Source organism: Gleimia coleocanis DSM 15436 (assembly GCF_000159015.1).
GTDB lineage: Bacteria > Actinomycetota > Actinomycetes > Actinomycetales > Actinomycetaceae > Gleimia > Gleimia coleocanis.
This window is the reverse complement of the sequence record NZ_DS999543.1, coordinates 526,929-543,988: the sequence shown is the minus strand read 5'-3', so window position 1 is coordinate 543,988 and position 17,060 is coordinate 526,929. Positions and strand designations below refer to the sequence as shown.

Below are 17,060 nucleotides of genomic sequence, written 5' to 3'. Positions count from 1 at the left end.
CGTATGATGATAAAGCACTACCTGCTGAAGTTAAGGATCTAACCCCAGCTGCAAAGAATGACAACCTACACGGTACTGACGTTCCAGCAGTTGAGGATACTTTTGAAGAATTTGAAAACGAAGACGGTGTTTGGTTCTTCACAGCTTGGAATGCTGATACTACTGCAGTAAACGGCATTACTAAGGATCACCACTTCGTAGGTACTTGGAAACTCCGCCTAAATGCTACTCACGAGTTCTATTCCAAGGTAGCTGATAAAGAGTTGCCAAAGGAACTTTCTGAGCGTCTACCAGAAGCATTCACCTTCCTCTACGGTGAAGACGTAAAGGTTGGCGATCTTCCGGAAGCTCAGCGTTCCCTAGTGACTGCGGAAGGCACCTGGTACTTCGTTGCTTGGGATCAGGACATGGTTCCTGCAGCCAAGCAGGACGTAGTATTCCCAGGTGCATGGGAGTACAAGGCTAAGCCTGTACCACCTGTACTGCAGAAACCAAAGCGTGAACTACCAAAGACTGGTACTGACGCAACCTCCCTCCTTACCTTCGCAGGTATTATGGGAGCAGCTGGTGTTCTGGCACTATCGCTGAAACGCCGTAAGGCATAGTCCTTAAACATTAGTTTGGGGCGGTTAAGCACTTGCTTAACCGCCCCAAACATTTAATAAATAAAACCTGCGTTACGCCTATCAGGCCTCTCGAATAACTTTAACGATTTGTGCAACGCGCTCTGGGTCAGTGCCCGGCCTGCCGTCCTCGTAAGGCGCACGGAAATGAATTTCAGGTGCCCCTGATTCACGTAAGATACCAGCAGCATTATGCGCACGTACCCCACCAGAAGCAATAATTTGTAAAGTTGAACCATGCTGCAAAATGTCATCAGCTAACTGGACAACATCAGCGACGCTCTCATCACCACCGGTAGTAAGCACGCCAGTAAAACCATGTGCAACTAGCTTCGCTAAGCCATCATTACGCGCCGAACTAGCATCGATACCACGATGGAATACTACTGACCAACCATCTACTGCAGTAACCATTTCGTCTAAGAACTTTTCAGGAACCGTTCCGTCAGCATCTAAAGCTCCCACCACGAAACCAATTGGGAAGGTTGTTTTCTTCTCTAAAAGTTTACGCAAGCGAGCTACTGAAATTACTAAATCCCGCTGTTGTTCACTATTATGAATGAAGCTTTCATAGTATTCACGAATTAATAAACGCAACGAAAACTCACGCTCAAACCCCGAAATCATTTCAATCGCATCAAAAATTAACTGATCTGGAGCAGTTAGCCCACCGACCTCAAGATTCACACATAGCTCTACGCGGTCCGCTCCCCCCTCGTAAGCTGCTTGAATTCCAGCTAGGTCCTCAACGCATACTTCAATTACTGTCATCATGAGCCTTTCATAAATTAAGGTGGATGCACCAATCTGATGCATCCACCTTAACTAATTATTATTTTTCGATTAGCGGGAAGTGGCACGCAACTTTATGCGCGTGACCGTTGCTTCCAACTGTGCCTTTCTCTTCCAAAACTGGAACTTGTTCCGCACAAATTTGCTGTGCAAAAGGACATCTGGTGCGGAAACGGCACCCGCTTGGCGGGTTGATTGCCGAAGGTAATTCGCCTTCGATTTTGAATCGTTCGCGTCCCAGCTCTCGCTCATCAATACGAGGAACCGCATCGATTAAACCACGAGTATATGGGTGTAAAGAACGTTCAGTGACGTCATCGGCATCGCCTGTCTCAACCAATGTCCCCAAATACATAACGCCAATACGATCCGACATGTACCGCACAACTGCAAGGTCGTGACTGATAAATAAGTAGGATAAACCGTACTGATTCTGCAGGTCTCGCATCTGGTTAAGTACCTGTGCCTGAACGGAAACGTCCAGTGCGGAAACTGGTTCATCACAGACGATTACGTCTGGACTCAACGCTAAGGAACGTGCCAGGCCAATCCGCTGGAGCTGTCCACCTGAGAATTCATGCGGATATCGTTCCAGTGCGTTTTCTGGAAGCCCAATTTTCTCAACTAGTTCTTCGGTGCGTTCTGCACGTTCACGACGGTTGCCCATCTTTTGAATCGCTAGCGGTTCTGAGATGATTTCATCAACGCGCATACGTGGATCCATAGCAGCAGCTGAGTCCTGGAACATCATTTGCACTGTGCGGTGGAACTTAATGCGGTCATTGCCGGTGAGGCTAGCAAGGTTCGTTCCGTTAATAACGATTTCGCCACCTGAAGCATCGTCTAGACCGGCGATGATTCGTCCGAGTGTAGATTTACCACAGCCAGATTCGCCTACCAGACCAAAGGTTTCACCTCGTTTAACTTCAAAGCTGACTTCTTTCACCGCGGATACGGTTCCAACGGTGCGACGGAAAATCCCGCCACCTTTAGCTTCAAAGTTCTTGGAAACGTTTTCTACTTCCAAGATAACTGGCTGGTCAGCCGTAGAAACCACATCTTGAGTGAAGTTTTCTACTTGTAGCATTTCTCCACCGGGGTGGAAGCACGCTACCTTGTGGCTTTCACCGACCAAGGTTGGTGTTTGGGTACGACATTGGTCTGTAGCGAACGCACAGCGTGGTGCGAATGGACAGCCAACTATTGGTTCTGTTAAGGATGGTGGGTTACCGGGGATGGAGTACAAACGCACGTTTGAATGGGTTGCGCGTTCTGGTAGCGCTGCTAGTAGTGCACGCGTGTACTGGTGGTCTGGAGAGGCGAAGAATTCTTTCGAGGGCGCCTGTTCCATGACTTGACCGGCGTACATAACTGCCACGGTGTCTGCACGTCCAGAAACTACCGCCAGGTCGTGGGTTACTAGGATGACAGCAGAACCGAATTCTTCCTTTAGTTCATCTAGCAAATCCAGAATCTGCATCTGAGTAGTAACGTCTAGCGCGGTGGTTGGTTCATCCGCGATTAGTAACTTTGGATGACAGACCAGTGCCATTGCGATCATGGCGCGTTGACGCATACCGCCTGATAATTGGTGTGGGTAGTCGTCAGCGATTTTTTCTGCACGTGGCATGCCGACGCGACGCATGATGTCAATGGCGGCCATTTTGGCGTCTTTTTTGGAGTAGCCTTTGTGTACGAGCAGGGATTCTCCGATTTGAGCACCAATGGTCATCGTTGGGTTTAACGAGGTCATTGGGTCTTGGAAGATCATCCCCATTTCGGTACCGCGCAGGCGACGTACATCAGCTGGCTTGGCTTTAACTAGGTTAGTCCCGTCGAAGTAGATATCGCCGGATTCTACAAAGCCATTGCCTGGTAGCAGCCCCATAACCGCAAGTGCAGTCATGGTTTTGCCTGAGCCGGATTCGCCAACGATACCCAGGGTTTGCCCTGCGTAGACGTCTAGGTTTACACCGTTGAGTGGAGTTACTTTGCCTTTACGGCGTGGGATTGAGACGTGCAGGTCTCGAATCGATAGTAGAGGTTCTGAAGTCATTATCATCACCGCTTCCGCAGACGGACTTCAAAGGCGTCGCGTAGTCCGTCGCCAACGAAGTTGAATGCCAGTACCAACAGAATAATTGCAATACCTGGAGGGAAGATTAACCACCAGTGGCCGGAGTAGATTTCACCGATACCGGTAGAGAGCATTCCGCCCCAGTTTGCTGCTGGTGGTGGTACGCCAAGCCCCAGGAATGATAGGTATGCAACGTATAGGACTGCGTCAGCTACCTGGAAGGTAGCGTTCACGATAACGGTGCCGATTGCGTTGCGTACGATGTGGGTACGTACGGCGCGGAGTGGGCGTCCGCCCATGCCTCGCATTGCAGTTACGAATTCGCGTGAGCGCAGTGCGATTGAGTCACCGCGAACCATACGCGCTGGGTTGAGCCATGCGAATGCTGAAATAACGAATACGAGGATTGGAATCGTTGGGGTTACGATAGTTGCAATCAGCATGAATAGGAAGAGTGCTGGAATGGACATGAGCGCATCAACAATACGCATCATTACGGCGTCTACCCATCCTCCTACGAAGCCTGCGGTTGCGCCCCAGATGGTTCCGAATGCAGTTGCTAGTAGACCTGCAGAGAGACCAACAATGAGGGAGGTTTGACCGCCTAACATGAGGCGTCCTAATTGGTCGTAGCCGACGCCGTCTGTTCCAAGAACATAGCCATCAACACCAGGTGCGATGTGTGCTTGGGAAAGATCGGTGTGTACCTGGTCGGTTTGGTAAATTAGCGGTCCTACGAATGAGAAGAGCACCAGGAAGATTACCAGGGCGAGCCCAAAGACAGCAAGTTTGTTTTCAAAGAATACTGCAATCCCCTGGCGTCCCATACCGGCGCGGCGAGTAGTCTTAACTGCGTTAGACATTACTTACCTCCTGAAAGACGAACGCGTGGATCGACCATTGCATAGGCGATGTCTGCTAGTAACGCACCTATTACCGTTGCGAATGAAACGATTAGTGTGGAGGCTAGCAGAACTGGATAGTCTCGGGTTTGGGTTGCTTGCCAGAACATTAAGCCCATTCCTGGGTAGTTGAAGAGGGATTCAACCACCAGTGCACCTGAGAAGAGATGTGGTACATACATACCTAACAGGGTGATTACTGGGAAGAGGGAGTTCCGGAGGGCGTGTTTTACAGAGACTCGGTAGTTAGAGAGGCCTTTCGCTTGTGCGGTTCGAATGTAGTTTTCGTTGAGGTTATCCACCATGGTGGAACGCACGTAGCGAGTAAAGGCAGCCAGAGCCACGATGGAGAGAGTGATTACTGGCAGGATTAGGCCCTGCCATTGGCTTAAGATTTCCGTTACTGTGAAACCCTGTGGCGCTTGTGGCGGCAGAATTGGCCAGATTTGTGAGAAAAGTACGATGAGTAGCATGCCTAGGAAGAACAGCGGTGTTGCGTAGGCAAGCAGTGCGATACCGGTGATGATGTAGTCTGCTGCTTTGTTACGGCGGACTGCTTGTAAAGCACCCAGAGGAACTGCGACTAAAACTGCCACGGTGGTGGACAGTAAGCTGAGGACTACTGTCTTTGGCATACGTTGTGCGATCAGATCTGAGATGTACTGATTTTGCTGGAATGAGAAGCCTAAGTCACCAGTGAAGAGGCGTCCCAGGTAGTAGCCGTATTGGACGATAAATGGTTTGTCGTATCCCATTTGGATGTTGTATGCCATGATCTGCGCTTCAGTAGCTTCTTTGCCAAGTGCAGATCGTGCTGCACCACCGGGCAGGAGGTGCAAGACTAAGAAAGTAATAAAGGTGACGAGGAACATGACGATGATCGCCTGTCCAAGTCGTTTGAGGATATAACGCCACATGAGGTATTTAGCCCTTTCATAGGTGGGGTTGCCTCGCTTTCAGGGCGAGGCAACCCCACTTAAGTTACGCGACGAACGGTTTACTTACGAGACCAATCCTGTGGGTACATACCCAGGGTTGGTTCCTGTGGATCGATGCCGTCAATATCAGCCTTGTAAGCTGATACCTGAGCAACAGGGTTTGGCATCCACAGTACTGGCAGGTCTTCTGCCAAGTAATCGTTGTATTCCTGCATTGCTGATTCGTCGGAAGATACCAGGGTCTTCTGAATCAGTTCGTCTGCCTTTGCGTCAGAGTACAGACCCAGGTTTACTGGTGCATCGGTTGCGAACAGACGCTGACCGGATGCGTAGACTGGGTAGTACCAGGATGCCTGAGAACCGAAGAAGGACAGGTCCCAGTTACATTCTGCTTCTGGCTTGCACTTCTGAGATACAGCAACTGAGTCTGGGACTTCCTGGATATCGAGGACGATACCCAGTTTGCCGAACTGGGACTTCAATTCTGCCATCATCTTAGTGGTTGCAGAGAAGCCGGACTGAGAAATCAAGGTGAAGCGCAGTTCCTTGCCTGCTTCAATGCCTTCACCACAGTTGCCTTCACCAGCACCTGGCTTTTCACAGGTGGTTACGCCGTCTGGGTTGATCTTCCAGCCGTGAGATTCCAAGAGTTCCTTAGCCTTTTCTGGTGCGAAGGTGTATGCACAGCCGTCCAAAGAACCTGCCTTACCTGGCTTCTGTGGTACTGGACCACAGGTTGGTGCCGCCATTTCCTGCCAGATGACATTGGAGATGCTTTCCTGGTCAATCAGCTGCTGCAATGCCTGGCGAATGTACTTTTGCTTGAAGATTGGACCAGTCTTTGGGTTAGCGAAGTTCATTGGCATGTAGGTGATGGACCAGCCGTACCATGGGGATACCTTGTAACCTTGGCCTTCAATGTAGCTACGCTGAGCGATGGAGCCAGCTGGGATGTAGCCGTAATCGATGCCACCGGAGCGCAGGGTGTTGAATTCGGAGTCATCTGAGGTGAATGGCTTGAAGACGATTTCGCCTACCTTAGCTTTATCTTCACCTGCGTATGCTTCGTTTGCGACCAGCTTTACTTCACCGGATGGGGTGTAGGAAGCTAGCTTCCATGGACCGGATACGGTCTGCCACAGTGGGTTTTTACCGTATGATGCTGGGTCTTCTGCTGCCTTCAGCAGGTATTCGAAGATTGCGCGTGCGCCTTCTTCAGTACGGTCATCATCGGATGCTTTGCCCTCATCAGAAGTCTTTGCCCAGGCGTGGTGTGGCAGCGGGGTCAGCGCTGCAATCTGGTTCCCCATGTAGAAACCAGGTGCATAGACTTCAGTGGTGGTGAGTTTGATGGTCTTTTCATCAACTACTTCGAAAGAAGCTACGTTGTCTGGGAAGTTACCTTCACGATAGGATGCCCACTTATCCTTGTTGGCCTTTACCAAGTTGAACCAGAATTCAACGTCACGGGTGGTAATGGCCTCACCATCGGACCACTTCAGGTCTTTCAGTTTGATGGTGTAAGTTTTGCCGTCTTCGCTTAGTTCTGGAATTTCAGCCAATGAACGAGATTCGTCGATATTGTACTTGGCGTTACCTTCCAGAGTGAAGTCAAACAAAGTTGGCCACTGCATGCTACGGAAAATACCATTTTCACCCTGGGTTTTCCCAGGAATGGAGATTGGCAGAATCCAAGTCGGCGTCTTCAGTGCAACGCTAATGGAAGCGTTTGCTGATTCACCAGCTGCTGTTGTGCCACCCTGTGGGCCGGAAGTTCCGCCACAAGCTGCCAGTCCAGTAGCTGATAGCGCGCAAGCTGCTGCTATTGCATAAAACTTACGCATACCATTTGTGTGTTTCATCTTTGAAACTCCCTTTCGTGTTCGACACATTTTAGATCGGATGCCGAATACCCGATAAAAGTAGACTAGCAGTGTTTCTTCAAATATGTGTCGAATTAAAGAAACTTTTGCCGATTTGATATAAACTTAATCCAAGATGTTGCAAAAACTATATCTTTCAGCAACAAAAAGGATACGAAGGTGAATCCAAATTCTGCTCTACCACTACCCTCTTCTAAGGACATTTCTCTTCCTTCAGAAGACCTGGAGGAAACTGTAGAATCCCGCGTTCCTCCGGTAAAACAAGAACTTTTGCACGCCGCCCTCCAGCTTTTCCAAAGTGGCTTGGCAACCTCCCGCAACGATTTACGCAACCAGTTGCAGATCTCTGCGTCCACTGCTTCCAACTTAAGCCGTCTCCTATTGCAAAAAGGGCTCATAAGTGAAGAAGGAACATACGCTTCCACAGGTGGCAGACCCGCGTCACGTTTCAAAGCCACAACATACACTTCAATAATTGCAGTCGGCGAATTAGGCACAAATCATGCACTCTTAGGCATCACAGATGAAGTCGGCAATCTGGTAATCACTTCTGAAATTAAAATTGCCATCACTGAAGGACCACAGAGCGTCATAAAAAAACTTTGCAAAGAATGGCGAACCCTACTTAATAAAACACATTTGCAGAACGAAAAATTTGCTGCCTGTGCTTTGGCTCTACCCGGCCCAGTAAGCTCAACCACCCAAAGGGTTACCAATCCAGCACGTATGCCTAACTGGCACAACGTCCCGATAACCGACTTCCTTACCGAAGAACTCGGTTGTCCTGCATATATCGATAATGACGCACGCGCAGCCGCCTACGGCGAAGTTGGTTCCTCAGAACGCAACTACCAAAATTTCATCTACGTTAAAACCGGTTCAGGTATCGGCGCATGCTGCGTGATTGACGGGCAACCGTACAGCGGAGGCGCCGGAGTCGGTGGCGACATCACCCATACGTTCTCATATCCTCCAACTGACACCCCATGTGCCTGTGGTCGCATTGGCTGCTTAGAAACCATCGCCTCCGGATACTCCATCCGACAGATTCTTGCCGGTCAAGGTCTGGTACTAGAAAATATGCGCGCTCTGGTCGAAACAGCAGACCAAGCCGATCCGCGGGTTACTTCAGCTCTGCGTATAGCAGGTCAGCGTCTAGGCGAAGCCCTAGCTCCCCTAGTAAATTTCCTCAACCCAGAAGCAGTAGTCCTCGGTGGTTCACTCTCAGAGGTAGGAATCTTTAAAGCTGCAGTTAGAGCCGCCCTTTACAATGCTTGCTTATCAATGACTTCTGAGGAGCTTGACGTAGTTCTATCTACTCATCGTCGGTTCTCCGCCCTCATCGGACTTGATAAGAAAACCCGCGTTAACTTCGCAACCGAGACCTCCCGGCTGCTAGATGATTTTTATACAAAGTGAAAGGACAAGGATGTTCACTTTTGAAAACCGCGTTGGCCCTGTTGAACTAGCTGCCAAAGCTAACTACCCTAAACGCGAAATTCCTGAATGGTTTAAAGACGCTAAACTTGGGTTCTTCATACACTACGGACTGTACTCAGTACCTGCGTGGGCCTATCAGCCAGATGGTTCTAAGTACGGGTTAGAAGAAGCCTACACATACCATCAGTATGCTGAATGGTATGGCAATACTTGGCGCATAAATGGCTCTCCTTGCCGTAAATTTCATGAAGATAGCTATGGGGTTGGCACCACCTACGAAGATTTCACTAAACTTTTCGCACCAAGCGTAGAAAACCTCCAAGCCACCGTGCAACTACTTATCGATGCTGGGGCTAAATACATTGTCCCCACTACAAAACACCACGATGGCTTCTGCCTCTGGGAGACTGATTCAACTGATTTTAACTGTGTGAAACGTGCTAACGGAGTTGATGTGGTCCAGGTGATTACTGAAACTGCTCGCGCAGGTGGTGCAGAGGTTGGCATTTACTTTTCTGGAGCATTAGACTGGCACGTTTCTGATTTCCCACCGATTGAATCGGACCGTGACATCTTCATATACCGACGCAATGACCCTGCCTACGCTAAGTATGCAGCGAACCAACTTGAAGAACTCATTGAAAAGTTCGCGCCGAAGCTACTGTGGAATGATATTGATTGGCCAGATGCTGGTAAAGGCGACGATGAGTTCAGCTTGTCTAAGCTCTTCGAACGCTACTTTGCCAGCCAACCAGAGGGAATCATCAACGACCGTTGGGGTATTCCATACCATGAGTATTTAACCCGCGAATACACAGATGTCAGTGAGACAATGTTTAAACCTTGGGAATCTACCCGCGGCATTGCTAAGTCTTTTGGTGTTAACAACAATGAATCCGGTGCAGACTTTTTAACCATAAAAGGTTTAATAAACTACTTTGTGGATGTAGTTTCTAAAGGCGGAAACCTGCTTTTAAATGTGGGTCCAAATGCTGACGGCAGCTTAGAAGAACGTCAGGCAATCATCGTTCGTGGCTTAGGAGCGTGGATGGCTCACTACGGCAAGTTTATCTATGGTTCTCGACCATGGCAGCGCTTTACAGATGAGCAGGAAGCCAACCCACGCTACTTAACATTGCCAGCTTCTCACCCGTCTCCCGGATTAGCTGTAATCATTTGTAATCCAAATGCTACCTCTTATACAGTTCCCGCTGACTTCCCCGCTACCACGGCAACATGGTATGTAGAGGGTAATCGTTTTGAGGTTGAAGTTCACCCAGGGGCACAGCTCCCACTGCCTCAGGTTGAATCTGATTTACCTTATGTCCTATATATTCCAACAATCTGATTTTCAAAGGAGTTAATCATGGTTTTACCTAAAATCTGGCGCCCTCGTGTCGCTGTGTGTGGCATTCACATCGAGTCCTCAACTTTTTCTCCACAGCTTGCATACGAACATGATTTCACTGTGACCCGTGGCGAAGCATTATTAAACCGTTTTTCTTGGCGTGAAGAAACCTGGAGCCAAGCAATTGACTGGTTGCCTGTCTTGCATGCACGCGCGCTACCTGGTGGCGTTATTCACCGTCCGGTTTTCGATGCTTGGGTAGCGGAAATTCTCGAGGGCGTTAAGGCTCTGCACGCAGAGAAACCTTTGGACGGCTTATTCTTTGATGTTCACGGCGCTATGAGTGTTGAAGGCCTGTTGGATGCTGAAGGTGATTTAATTACCGCTATTCGTGAGATTATCGGTCCTGACGTGTTGGTATCTCTTTCTACTGACTTGCATGGCAATATGTCCGAGGCTCTTTTCAACGGTTGTGATTTGCTGACAACCTACCGCATGGCTCCACATGAGGATGCTTTAGAATCTCGGCGTCGCGCCATGTATAACCTGGCTATGCGGTTGCTTTCTGGTCAAGGCAAGCCAGCTAAATCATTAGTGCATATTCCAATTTTGCTTCCAGGTGAAAAGACTTCTACTCGTATTGAACCCGCTAAACGACTGTATTCTCGGATTCCTTACTTGGAAGCACTTCCCGGCGTAGTAGATGCCGCTTTCTGGATTGGTTTCGCTTGGGCAGACCAACCTCGTTGTAAGGCTGCTGTAGTAGTTACCGCTGATTTACCTCAAGAAGAACTTGAAGCATTGACTCTTGACTGGGCACAGGAAATTTGGGATGCACGCGATGAATTCGAGTTCGTCGCCCCGGTTGATTCCATGGAGAATTGTTTACAGTGGGCAGAAACCGCACAGCGTCCGACTTTTATTTCTGATTCCGGTGATAATCCTGGTGCAGGTGGCGCTAATGACGTTACTTACGCGTTGCATCACTTGCTGAATTGGGAGCCGACTATGTCGGGCAAGTTGCACACTATCTGCGTTTCTTTACATGATGCTGAGTCTGTGGCTGTGGCGGTGGCTACCGGAGTTGGTAATATCGCTGATTTCGTAGTCGGTGGCAAAATCGATTCGCGTTGGCCAGGACCTCAGTCTTTGCGTGCGAAGGTAAGTTTCATTGGGGATGATCCATTGGGATCTACTTCTGCGGTGTTACGCGTGGTACGCACTGTTGATGGTGTTGAGGTAGAAACTGGTTTGGATGTCGTTGTTACTAAGGGGCGTAACCAGTTTGGTGCTTTGGCAACGTTCCAACGTTTAGGCTTGGATCCTCGTGAAGCCGATGTTGTGGTCGTTAAGATTGGTTACCTTGAGCCTGATCTTTATGCAATGCATAAAGATTGGAAGATGGCTTTAACTCCGGGTGGTGTGGATCAGGATTTGATTCGTTTAGATCATAAGCTGATTAACCGTCCGATGGTTCCATTTGACTGTGATCCTGAAGTTTTGGATGCTGTTGAATTGCATGCCATAACTGTTGGACGCTAGCTGTTAAGGCGGTTAGATCCGAACTGTTATCGATAATATAGTCGGCGTGTTGCGCGCGTTGCTGATCAGTTATTTGGTTGGCAATGCGCGCTTTCGCGTCTTTGAGCTCCATGCCACGCGTTTCAACAAGTCGTTTTATGCGCACTTCTGTGGGGGCGGTTACGACCACGATGATGTCAAGACATGTTGGTCGCCCGTAATCTAGTAAGATTGCTGCGTCATATACACCCACTTTTCCGGGTTCTACAGTTTTGAGGATTTCAAGGGCGGTCTGTGCAATCCTCGGGTGTGTAAGGGCGTTAAGTTTTGCTAACTGTTGTGGGTCGTTAAAGACAATGCTGGCAAGTTTTGCCCGGTTCAGGGTAGGTTTCCCAGTTGCAGTTTTAATAACAACATCTGTGCCAAATATTTGCGCTATGTCAGTTAACACTGTGGGGCGGGAAACTATTGCGCGGGCAATGAGATCTGCATCTGCGATGGTTGCTCCGTACTGCGCAAGTAGCTTTGTGACTGTGCTTTTCCCAGATCCGATTCCACCGGTAAGTCCCACCCAGAGTCCTCGGCTAAGGGTTTTACTAGGGTTGTGGTTTTCTTCGCAGTTAAGATGCATCGTTGGCTGCTTTCTGTTTACCAGTTTTGATTGTTTCCAGTCTATAGAAATGGGCGAGTGGTTTCCCACTCGCCCATTTCTTAACTAATCAGGGTTGATTAGTTGTTGGTCAGCTTTTCGCGAAGTGCTGCCAAAGCTTCGTCAGAAGCCAGGGTGCCTTCGGATTCAACTGCAGATTCGTAAGATGCTTCTTCTTCAACTGGAGCTGGAGCTTCTTCAACGTCTTCTACCAGTGCACGAGCAACCTGTGCTTTATGTGCTTCCCAGCGTTCCTGAGCTGCTGCATATTCAGCTTCCCAGGCTTCACGCTGTGCTTCATAGCCTTCCATCCATTCCTGGGTTTCTGGGTCGAAGCCTTCTGGGTATTTGTAGTTTCCGTTTTCGTCGTATTCAGCTGCCATACCGTACAGGGATGGATCGAAGTCTTCAGAAGTTGGATCTACACCTTCGTTTGCCTGCTTCAGGGACAGGGAAATGCGACGACGTTCCAGGTCGATATCGATGATCTTCACGAACGCACCATCGCCTACCTTAACAACCTGTTCAGGTGCTTCGATGTGACGCTGTGCCAGTTCAGAAATGTGAACCAGACCTTCGATGCCGTCTTCAACACGTACGAATGCGCCGAATGGAACCAGCTTAGTGACCTTACCTGGTACAACCTGACCGATAGCGTGGGTACGTGCGAATGCCTGCCATGGATCTTCCATGGTTGCCTTGAGAGACAGGGAAACGCGTTCGCGGCTCATGTCTACTTCAAGAACTTCAACGGTTACTTCGTCGCCAACCTCAACAACTTCTGCTGGGTGGTCGATGTGCTTCCAGGATAGTTCGGAAACGTGTACCAGGCCGTCTACGCCGCCCAGGTCAACGAATGCACCGAAGTTAACGATAGAGGATACAACACCGGAACGTACCTGGCCCTTCTGTAGGGTGTGCAGGAAGTTGGTGCGTACTTCGGACTGAGTCTGTTCCAGGTAGGAACGGCGAGACAGAACAACATTGTTGCGGTTCTTGTCCAGTTCGATGATCTTTGCTTCCAGTTCACGACCAATGTATGGTGCCAGGTCGCGTACTCGACGCATTTCAACGAGGGAAGCTGGAAGGAAGCCACGCAGACCGATGTCAAGGATCAGACCACCCTTAACAACTTCGATTACGGTACCGGTTACAACACCGTCTTCTTCCTTGACCTTTTCGATGGTGCCCCATGCGCGTTCGTACTGTGCGCGCTTCTTGGACAGCAACAGACGGCCTTCCTTGTCTTCCATCTGAAGAACAAGTGCTTCTACCTTGTCGCCAATCTTCACGATGTCTTCTGGAGCAATATCGTGCTTGATTGACAGTTCACGTGAAAGGATCACGCCTTCGGTCTTGTAACCGATGTCGAGCAGAACTTCGTCGTGGTCTACCTTAACTACAGTACCTTCAACGATGTCACCTTCTTTGAAGTACTTGATGGTAGCGTCGATGGCTGCGATGAGATCTTCGCGGGAGCCGATGTCGTTAACGGCAATCTGCTCTGGCTGGGTATTGGTGGTCATAAAAATATGTTCCCCAACTGTTTTAACTAGTAAATGGACAATTACAGACGGCACATATTCCACTCAAGCACATTACTACAAGCAGTACTGCACTACCTGGAATACACACCAAACATAATCGTACCAGCATTTCTGTGAAGAAATACCCTTATGTATCGCTACACCGCCACGCGATTCAGAGATTTAGCTCTCATTTTCAACCGCTAGTGTGCGGCATCCTGCCAAGAAGCTCCCACTCCAAAAGAAACATCCAACGGCAAACTCAACTCCGCTGCCCCACTCATCACATCTGTAACAATCTGAATAACTTCATTAAGTTCAGAAGCAACGACCTCGAGAACTAATTCATCATGCACCTGCAACAGAACCCGAGATGCCAAGCCACGCTCCCGCAAAACTCGCATAACCAAATGCATTGCCAACTTGATGATATCCGCAGCAGTTCCCTGAATCGGCGCATTCAAAGCTGCCCGCTCAGCCATCGCACGCAAATTAGTATTACCCGAATTCAAATCCGGCAAATAACGGCGGCGCCCCATCATCGTTGCTGTGAAACCACGCTCACGTGCCTCCTCAACAACCTCACCAAGAAAACGACCAACACCACCGAAACGCTCAAAGTACTTTTCCTTCAACTTACGCGCTTCAGGAACAGAAATACCTAATTGCTGAGACAAACCATACGACGACAACCCGTAAGCTAAACCATAAGAAGTCGCTTTAATTTGTGACCGCAAAGCTGGCGTAACTTCCTCCACCGGCACTGCAAAAACCATCGCAGCCATAGTACGGTGTAAATCCTCGCCAGATTTAAAAGCCTCAATCAGAGCCTCATCCTTAGACATATGCGCCATTAAACGCATTTCAATCTGCGAATAATCCGCAGTCAGCAAATAATCAAAACCCGTCCCCGGAACAAACGCCCCACGAATCCGCATTCCCTCAGCTGTGCGCGCCGGAATATTCTGCAAATTCGGTTCAGTCGACGACAAGCGACCAGTTGCTGCAACAGTCTGCTGAAAAGTCGTATGAATACGCCCGTCCGCACCAACCGCCGATATCAAACCTTCAACAATCTGACGCATCTTAATCTTGTCACGGTGCGCCAACAAATGCTGTAAGAAAGGATGCTGAGTCTTCTCATAAAGTTCAACCAGCGCCTCCGCATTCGTAGTGTAGCCACGCTTAGTTTTCTTAGTCTTAGGCATCTGCAACTCTTCAAACAAAACCGTCTGCAACTGCATTGGAGACGCCAAATTAACCTTGTGGCCAATCGCGTTATACGCTGCTTCTTCCGCAACTTCAACCTGTTCAGTAAGTTCTTCAAGCAGCTGATTTAACACATCCATAGACATGGCAACGCCATGCTTTTCCAACTCATACAAGTCAGCTTGAACCGGCAGTTCCAAACCGCGGTAAAGCTCAGCAAGTTGCGTTGTCTCTAACTGTTTAAACAACACCTCATGTAAGTCATAAACCACCTGCGCTTGCCCAGCTAATTCACTGAAATCACGTAACAAACTTAACTGCGCTGATTCAGCTACAGGAAGGCTACGTTGCAAATACTTTTCACTTAATGTTGGCAAACTGTACTCCCGCTGGTCAGGACCAAGCAGGTAGGCTTCAAGTTCAACGTCCTCAGCCAGTTCACCGATTTCAAACCCGCATTCACGAAATGCGTGTCGAAGTCTCTTAGCCTCATGCGTAATCACCGCATGAGATGTTAAGAGGTCTTCCAACTCTTTTTGCTCAGTATCACTTAGGAAGCGTGGCTCCAACGCATAGCAATGCCCGGTTCCTTCTGTTGCATAGTAGATTGCTAACGCGTTCAGTTCAGTCTTAACGTACTCTGATGCAACTGCTAATACTGCTTGATCGGGAACTTGGGAAATCCAATTTTGGAAGCCGTCAGACACCAGTTTAAGTTCCAGGGTTTCTATAGTCCGCGTATCATCGATTTCTTCATTAGAATCGGCGTTCGCGTCAAGGTCGAATACGCGTTTACGCAAACGATTGAACTCTAAAACGTCAAATAGTTCATTTACTGCTTGCCGGTTCACTGGCTCGCGAGTCAAATCAGCAACGTTATATGGTAATTCCAAGTTTGTGAGTAGCTCATTTAAGCGTCGGTTTCGTAACACGTCAGCTTCGTGTTCTCGCAAGGCTTCTCCGCGTTTGCCCCCAATTTTATCGGCGTTAGCTAAAACTCCTGCCAAACCTGCATATTTCATCACCCACTGAGCAGCGGTTTTCTCACCAACCCCGGGCACACCTGGTAGGTTATCTGCTTTTTCGCCGGTGAGTGCAGCAATGTGTGGGTACCACTGCGGTGGCACTCCGTAACGTTCTTCTACTGCGGCAGCATCCATGATTTTAAGATCAGCTGGGGTACGTCCTGGGTAGATTACGTTTACGTTATCGGTAATCAGCTGGAACGAGTCTCGGTCTCCTGATGCGACTAAGACTTTCATGCCTGCTTCGTCACCTTGTTTTGCAAGCGTCGCTAAAATATCGTCTGCTTCGAAACCGTCTTTCGTAATCCAGGTGATCCCCACGGTTTCGAGGACTTGTTTAATGAGTCCGATTTGGCCTTTGAATTCTTGTGGAGTTTCCGCACGGCCCGCTTTGTATTCAGGGTATTCGTCGGAGCGGAAGGACTTTACTTTCGTGTCAAAAGCCACGGCAATGTGGGTTGGCTGGTGTTCTTCTATCAGCCGTAATGCCATGGTGGTGAACCCGTAGACTGCGTTAGTTGCTTGCCCGGTGGTGGTAGTAAAGTTTTCGGGTGGCAGAGCGAAGAATGCGCGGAACGCCATAGAGTGACCGTCGATGATAAGTAGTTTTTGTTGGATCATAGTGTGTCCTTGGCTGTTCCGTTTTTTCATGTAAGCATAGTGACATGACTATTTCTTACGATTTTACTTTCCCTGCTGATTCTCTCATGTCACGGATGGGAATGCAGATTGTGGAGTTGTCGCCGCAACGCACGGTCGTTGAGATGCCGTTGGCTGGTAATCTGCAGTCTGCAGGTTTTCTGCATGGTGGGGCTTCTGCGGCGTTGGCTGAGACGGCAGCTTCGTTGGCAGCGAATGCGTATGGTGTAGATTTAAGTCTTGCTGACGGGGTTTTGCGGCGTGCAGTCGGTACAGATTTGTCTGTTTCACATTTGCGTCCGGGTTCGGGCGAGTGGGTTCGCGCGGTTGCTTCAGCAGTGCAATTAGGGCGAACGCGTTGCGTTCATTCGGTGGAAATTTTTTCCGAGGGCGGAAAATTAATCTCTACGGCGTTAGCTGGTAACCAGCTGATTACCGGGAAGTAAATAAAGTTTTCCTACTGAAAGTTTCTGTTTTCGAATTCTCTG

At 49.0% G+C, this 17,060-nt stretch carries 13 protein-coding genes; 5 read left to right on the top strand and 8 right to left on the bottom strand.

Annotated features, from left to right (window positions below):
• Positions 1 to 605 (top strand): SHIRT domain-containing protein (locus tag HMPREF0044_RS04300; RefSeq protein WP_006546892.1); only part of this gene is annotated, 605 nt, incomplete at its 5' end.
• Between the two features lie 81 nt (positions 606 to 686).
• Here the strand turns inward: HMPREF0044_RS04300 and HMPREF0044_RS04295 are convergent.
• The 5 genes from HMPREF0044_RS04295 to HMPREF0044_RS04275 form a co-directional block, all read right to left on the bottom strand.
• Positions 687 to 1,397, bottom strand: a complete 711-nt coding sequence (locus HMPREF0044_RS04295) for a copper homeostasis protein CutC (protein WP_211205078.1) — start codon at positions 1,395 to 1,397, stop codon at positions 687 to 689.
• A gap of 58 nt (positions 1,398 to 1,455) precedes the next feature.
• Positions 1,456 to 3,477, bottom strand: a complete 2,022-nt coding sequence (locus tag HMPREF0044_RS04290; RefSeq protein WP_006546890.1) for an ABC transporter ATP-binding protein — start codon at positions 3,475 to 3,477, stop codon at positions 1,456 to 1,458.
• Entirely contained in the window at positions 3,477 to 4,355 is an 879-nt protein-coding gene (locus HMPREF0044_RS04285) for an ABC transporter permease (protein ID WP_006546889.1), read from the bottom strand. The genes HMPREF0044_RS04290 and HMPREF0044_RS04285 overlap by 1 nt, the downstream gene beginning before the upstream one ends.
• Positions 4,355 to 5,311 (bottom strand): ABC transporter permease, encoded by a 957-nt coding sequence (locus tag HMPREF0044_RS04280; protein WP_006546888.1) that lies wholly within the window; start codon positions 5,309 to 5,311, stop codon positions 4,355 to 4,357. The genes HMPREF0044_RS04285 and HMPREF0044_RS04280 overlap by 1 nt, the downstream gene beginning before the upstream one ends.
• Before the next feature lie 80 nt (positions 5,312 to 5,391).
• Positions 5,392 to 7,194 carry a peptide ABC transporter substrate-binding protein gene (locus HMPREF0044_RS04275; protein ID WP_006546887.1) on the bottom strand — a complete coding sequence of 601 codons (1,803 nt, stop codon included), beginning with the start codon at positions 7,192 to 7,194 and terminating at the stop codon, positions 5,392 to 5,394.
• Positions 7,195 to 7,374: 180 nt separating this feature from the next.
• Between HMPREF0044_RS04275 and HMPREF0044_RS04270 the strand changes: the two genes are divergently transcribed.
• From HMPREF0044_RS04270 to HMPREF0044_RS04260, 3 genes are read left to right on the top strand one after another with little or no spacing between them, the layout of a single operon-like run.
• A complete protein-coding gene (locus HMPREF0044_RS04270) occupies positions 7,375 to 8,634 on the top strand; it encodes an ROK family protein (protein WP_006546886.1) in 1,260 nt (419 codons plus the stop codon).
• Between the two features lie 10 nt (positions 8,635 to 8,644).
• Positions 8,645 to 10,003 (top strand): alpha-L-fucosidase, encoded by a 1,359-nt coding sequence (locus tag HMPREF0044_RS04265; RefSeq protein WP_158027167.1) that lies wholly within the window; start codon positions 8,645 to 8,647, stop codon positions 10,001 to 10,003.
• Between the two features lie 18 nt (positions 10,004 to 10,021).
• Positions 10,022 to 11,545: a M81 family metallopeptidase gene (locus HMPREF0044_RS04260; RefSeq protein ID WP_006546884.1), complete on the top strand. Its 1,524-nt coding sequence runs from the start codon at positions 10,022 to 10,024 to the stop codon at positions 11,543 to 11,545.
• On the opposite strand, the gene coaE is transcribed toward HMPREF0044_RS04260, so the two are convergent.
• The 3 genes from coaE to polA form a co-directional block, all read right to left on the bottom strand.
• Entirely contained in the window at positions 11,463 to 12,155 is a 693-nt protein-coding gene (gene coaE, locus HMPREF0044_RS04255) for a dephospho-CoA kinase (RefSeq protein WP_040312801.1), read from the bottom strand. The genes HMPREF0044_RS04260 and coaE overlap by 83 nt on opposite strands.
• 98 nt (positions 12,156 to 12,253) lie before the next feature.
• Positions 12,254 to 13,699 (bottom strand): 30S ribosomal protein S1, encoded by a 1,446-nt coding sequence (gene rpsA, locus HMPREF0044_RS04250; RefSeq protein WP_006546882.1) that lies wholly within the window; start codon positions 13,697 to 13,699, stop codon positions 12,254 to 12,256.
• 203 nt (positions 13,700 to 13,902) lie between these two features.
• Positions 13,903 to 16,584, bottom strand: coding sequence for a DNA polymerase I (gene polA / locus HMPREF0044_RS04245; protein ID WP_006546881.1), 2,682 nt, complete (start codon positions 16,582 to 16,584; stop codon positions 13,903 to 13,905).
• 14 nt (positions 16,585 to 16,598) lie between these two features.
• On the opposite strand from polA, the gene HMPREF0044_RS04240 reads away from it, so the two are divergent.
• On the top strand, positions 16,599 to 17,018 hold the full coding sequence (locus HMPREF0044_RS04240) for a PaaI family thioesterase (RefSeq protein WP_006546880.1): 420 nt from the start codon (positions 16,599 to 16,601) through the stop codon (positions 17,016 to 17,018).
• Positions 17,019 to 17,060 lie beyond the last annotated feature (42 nt).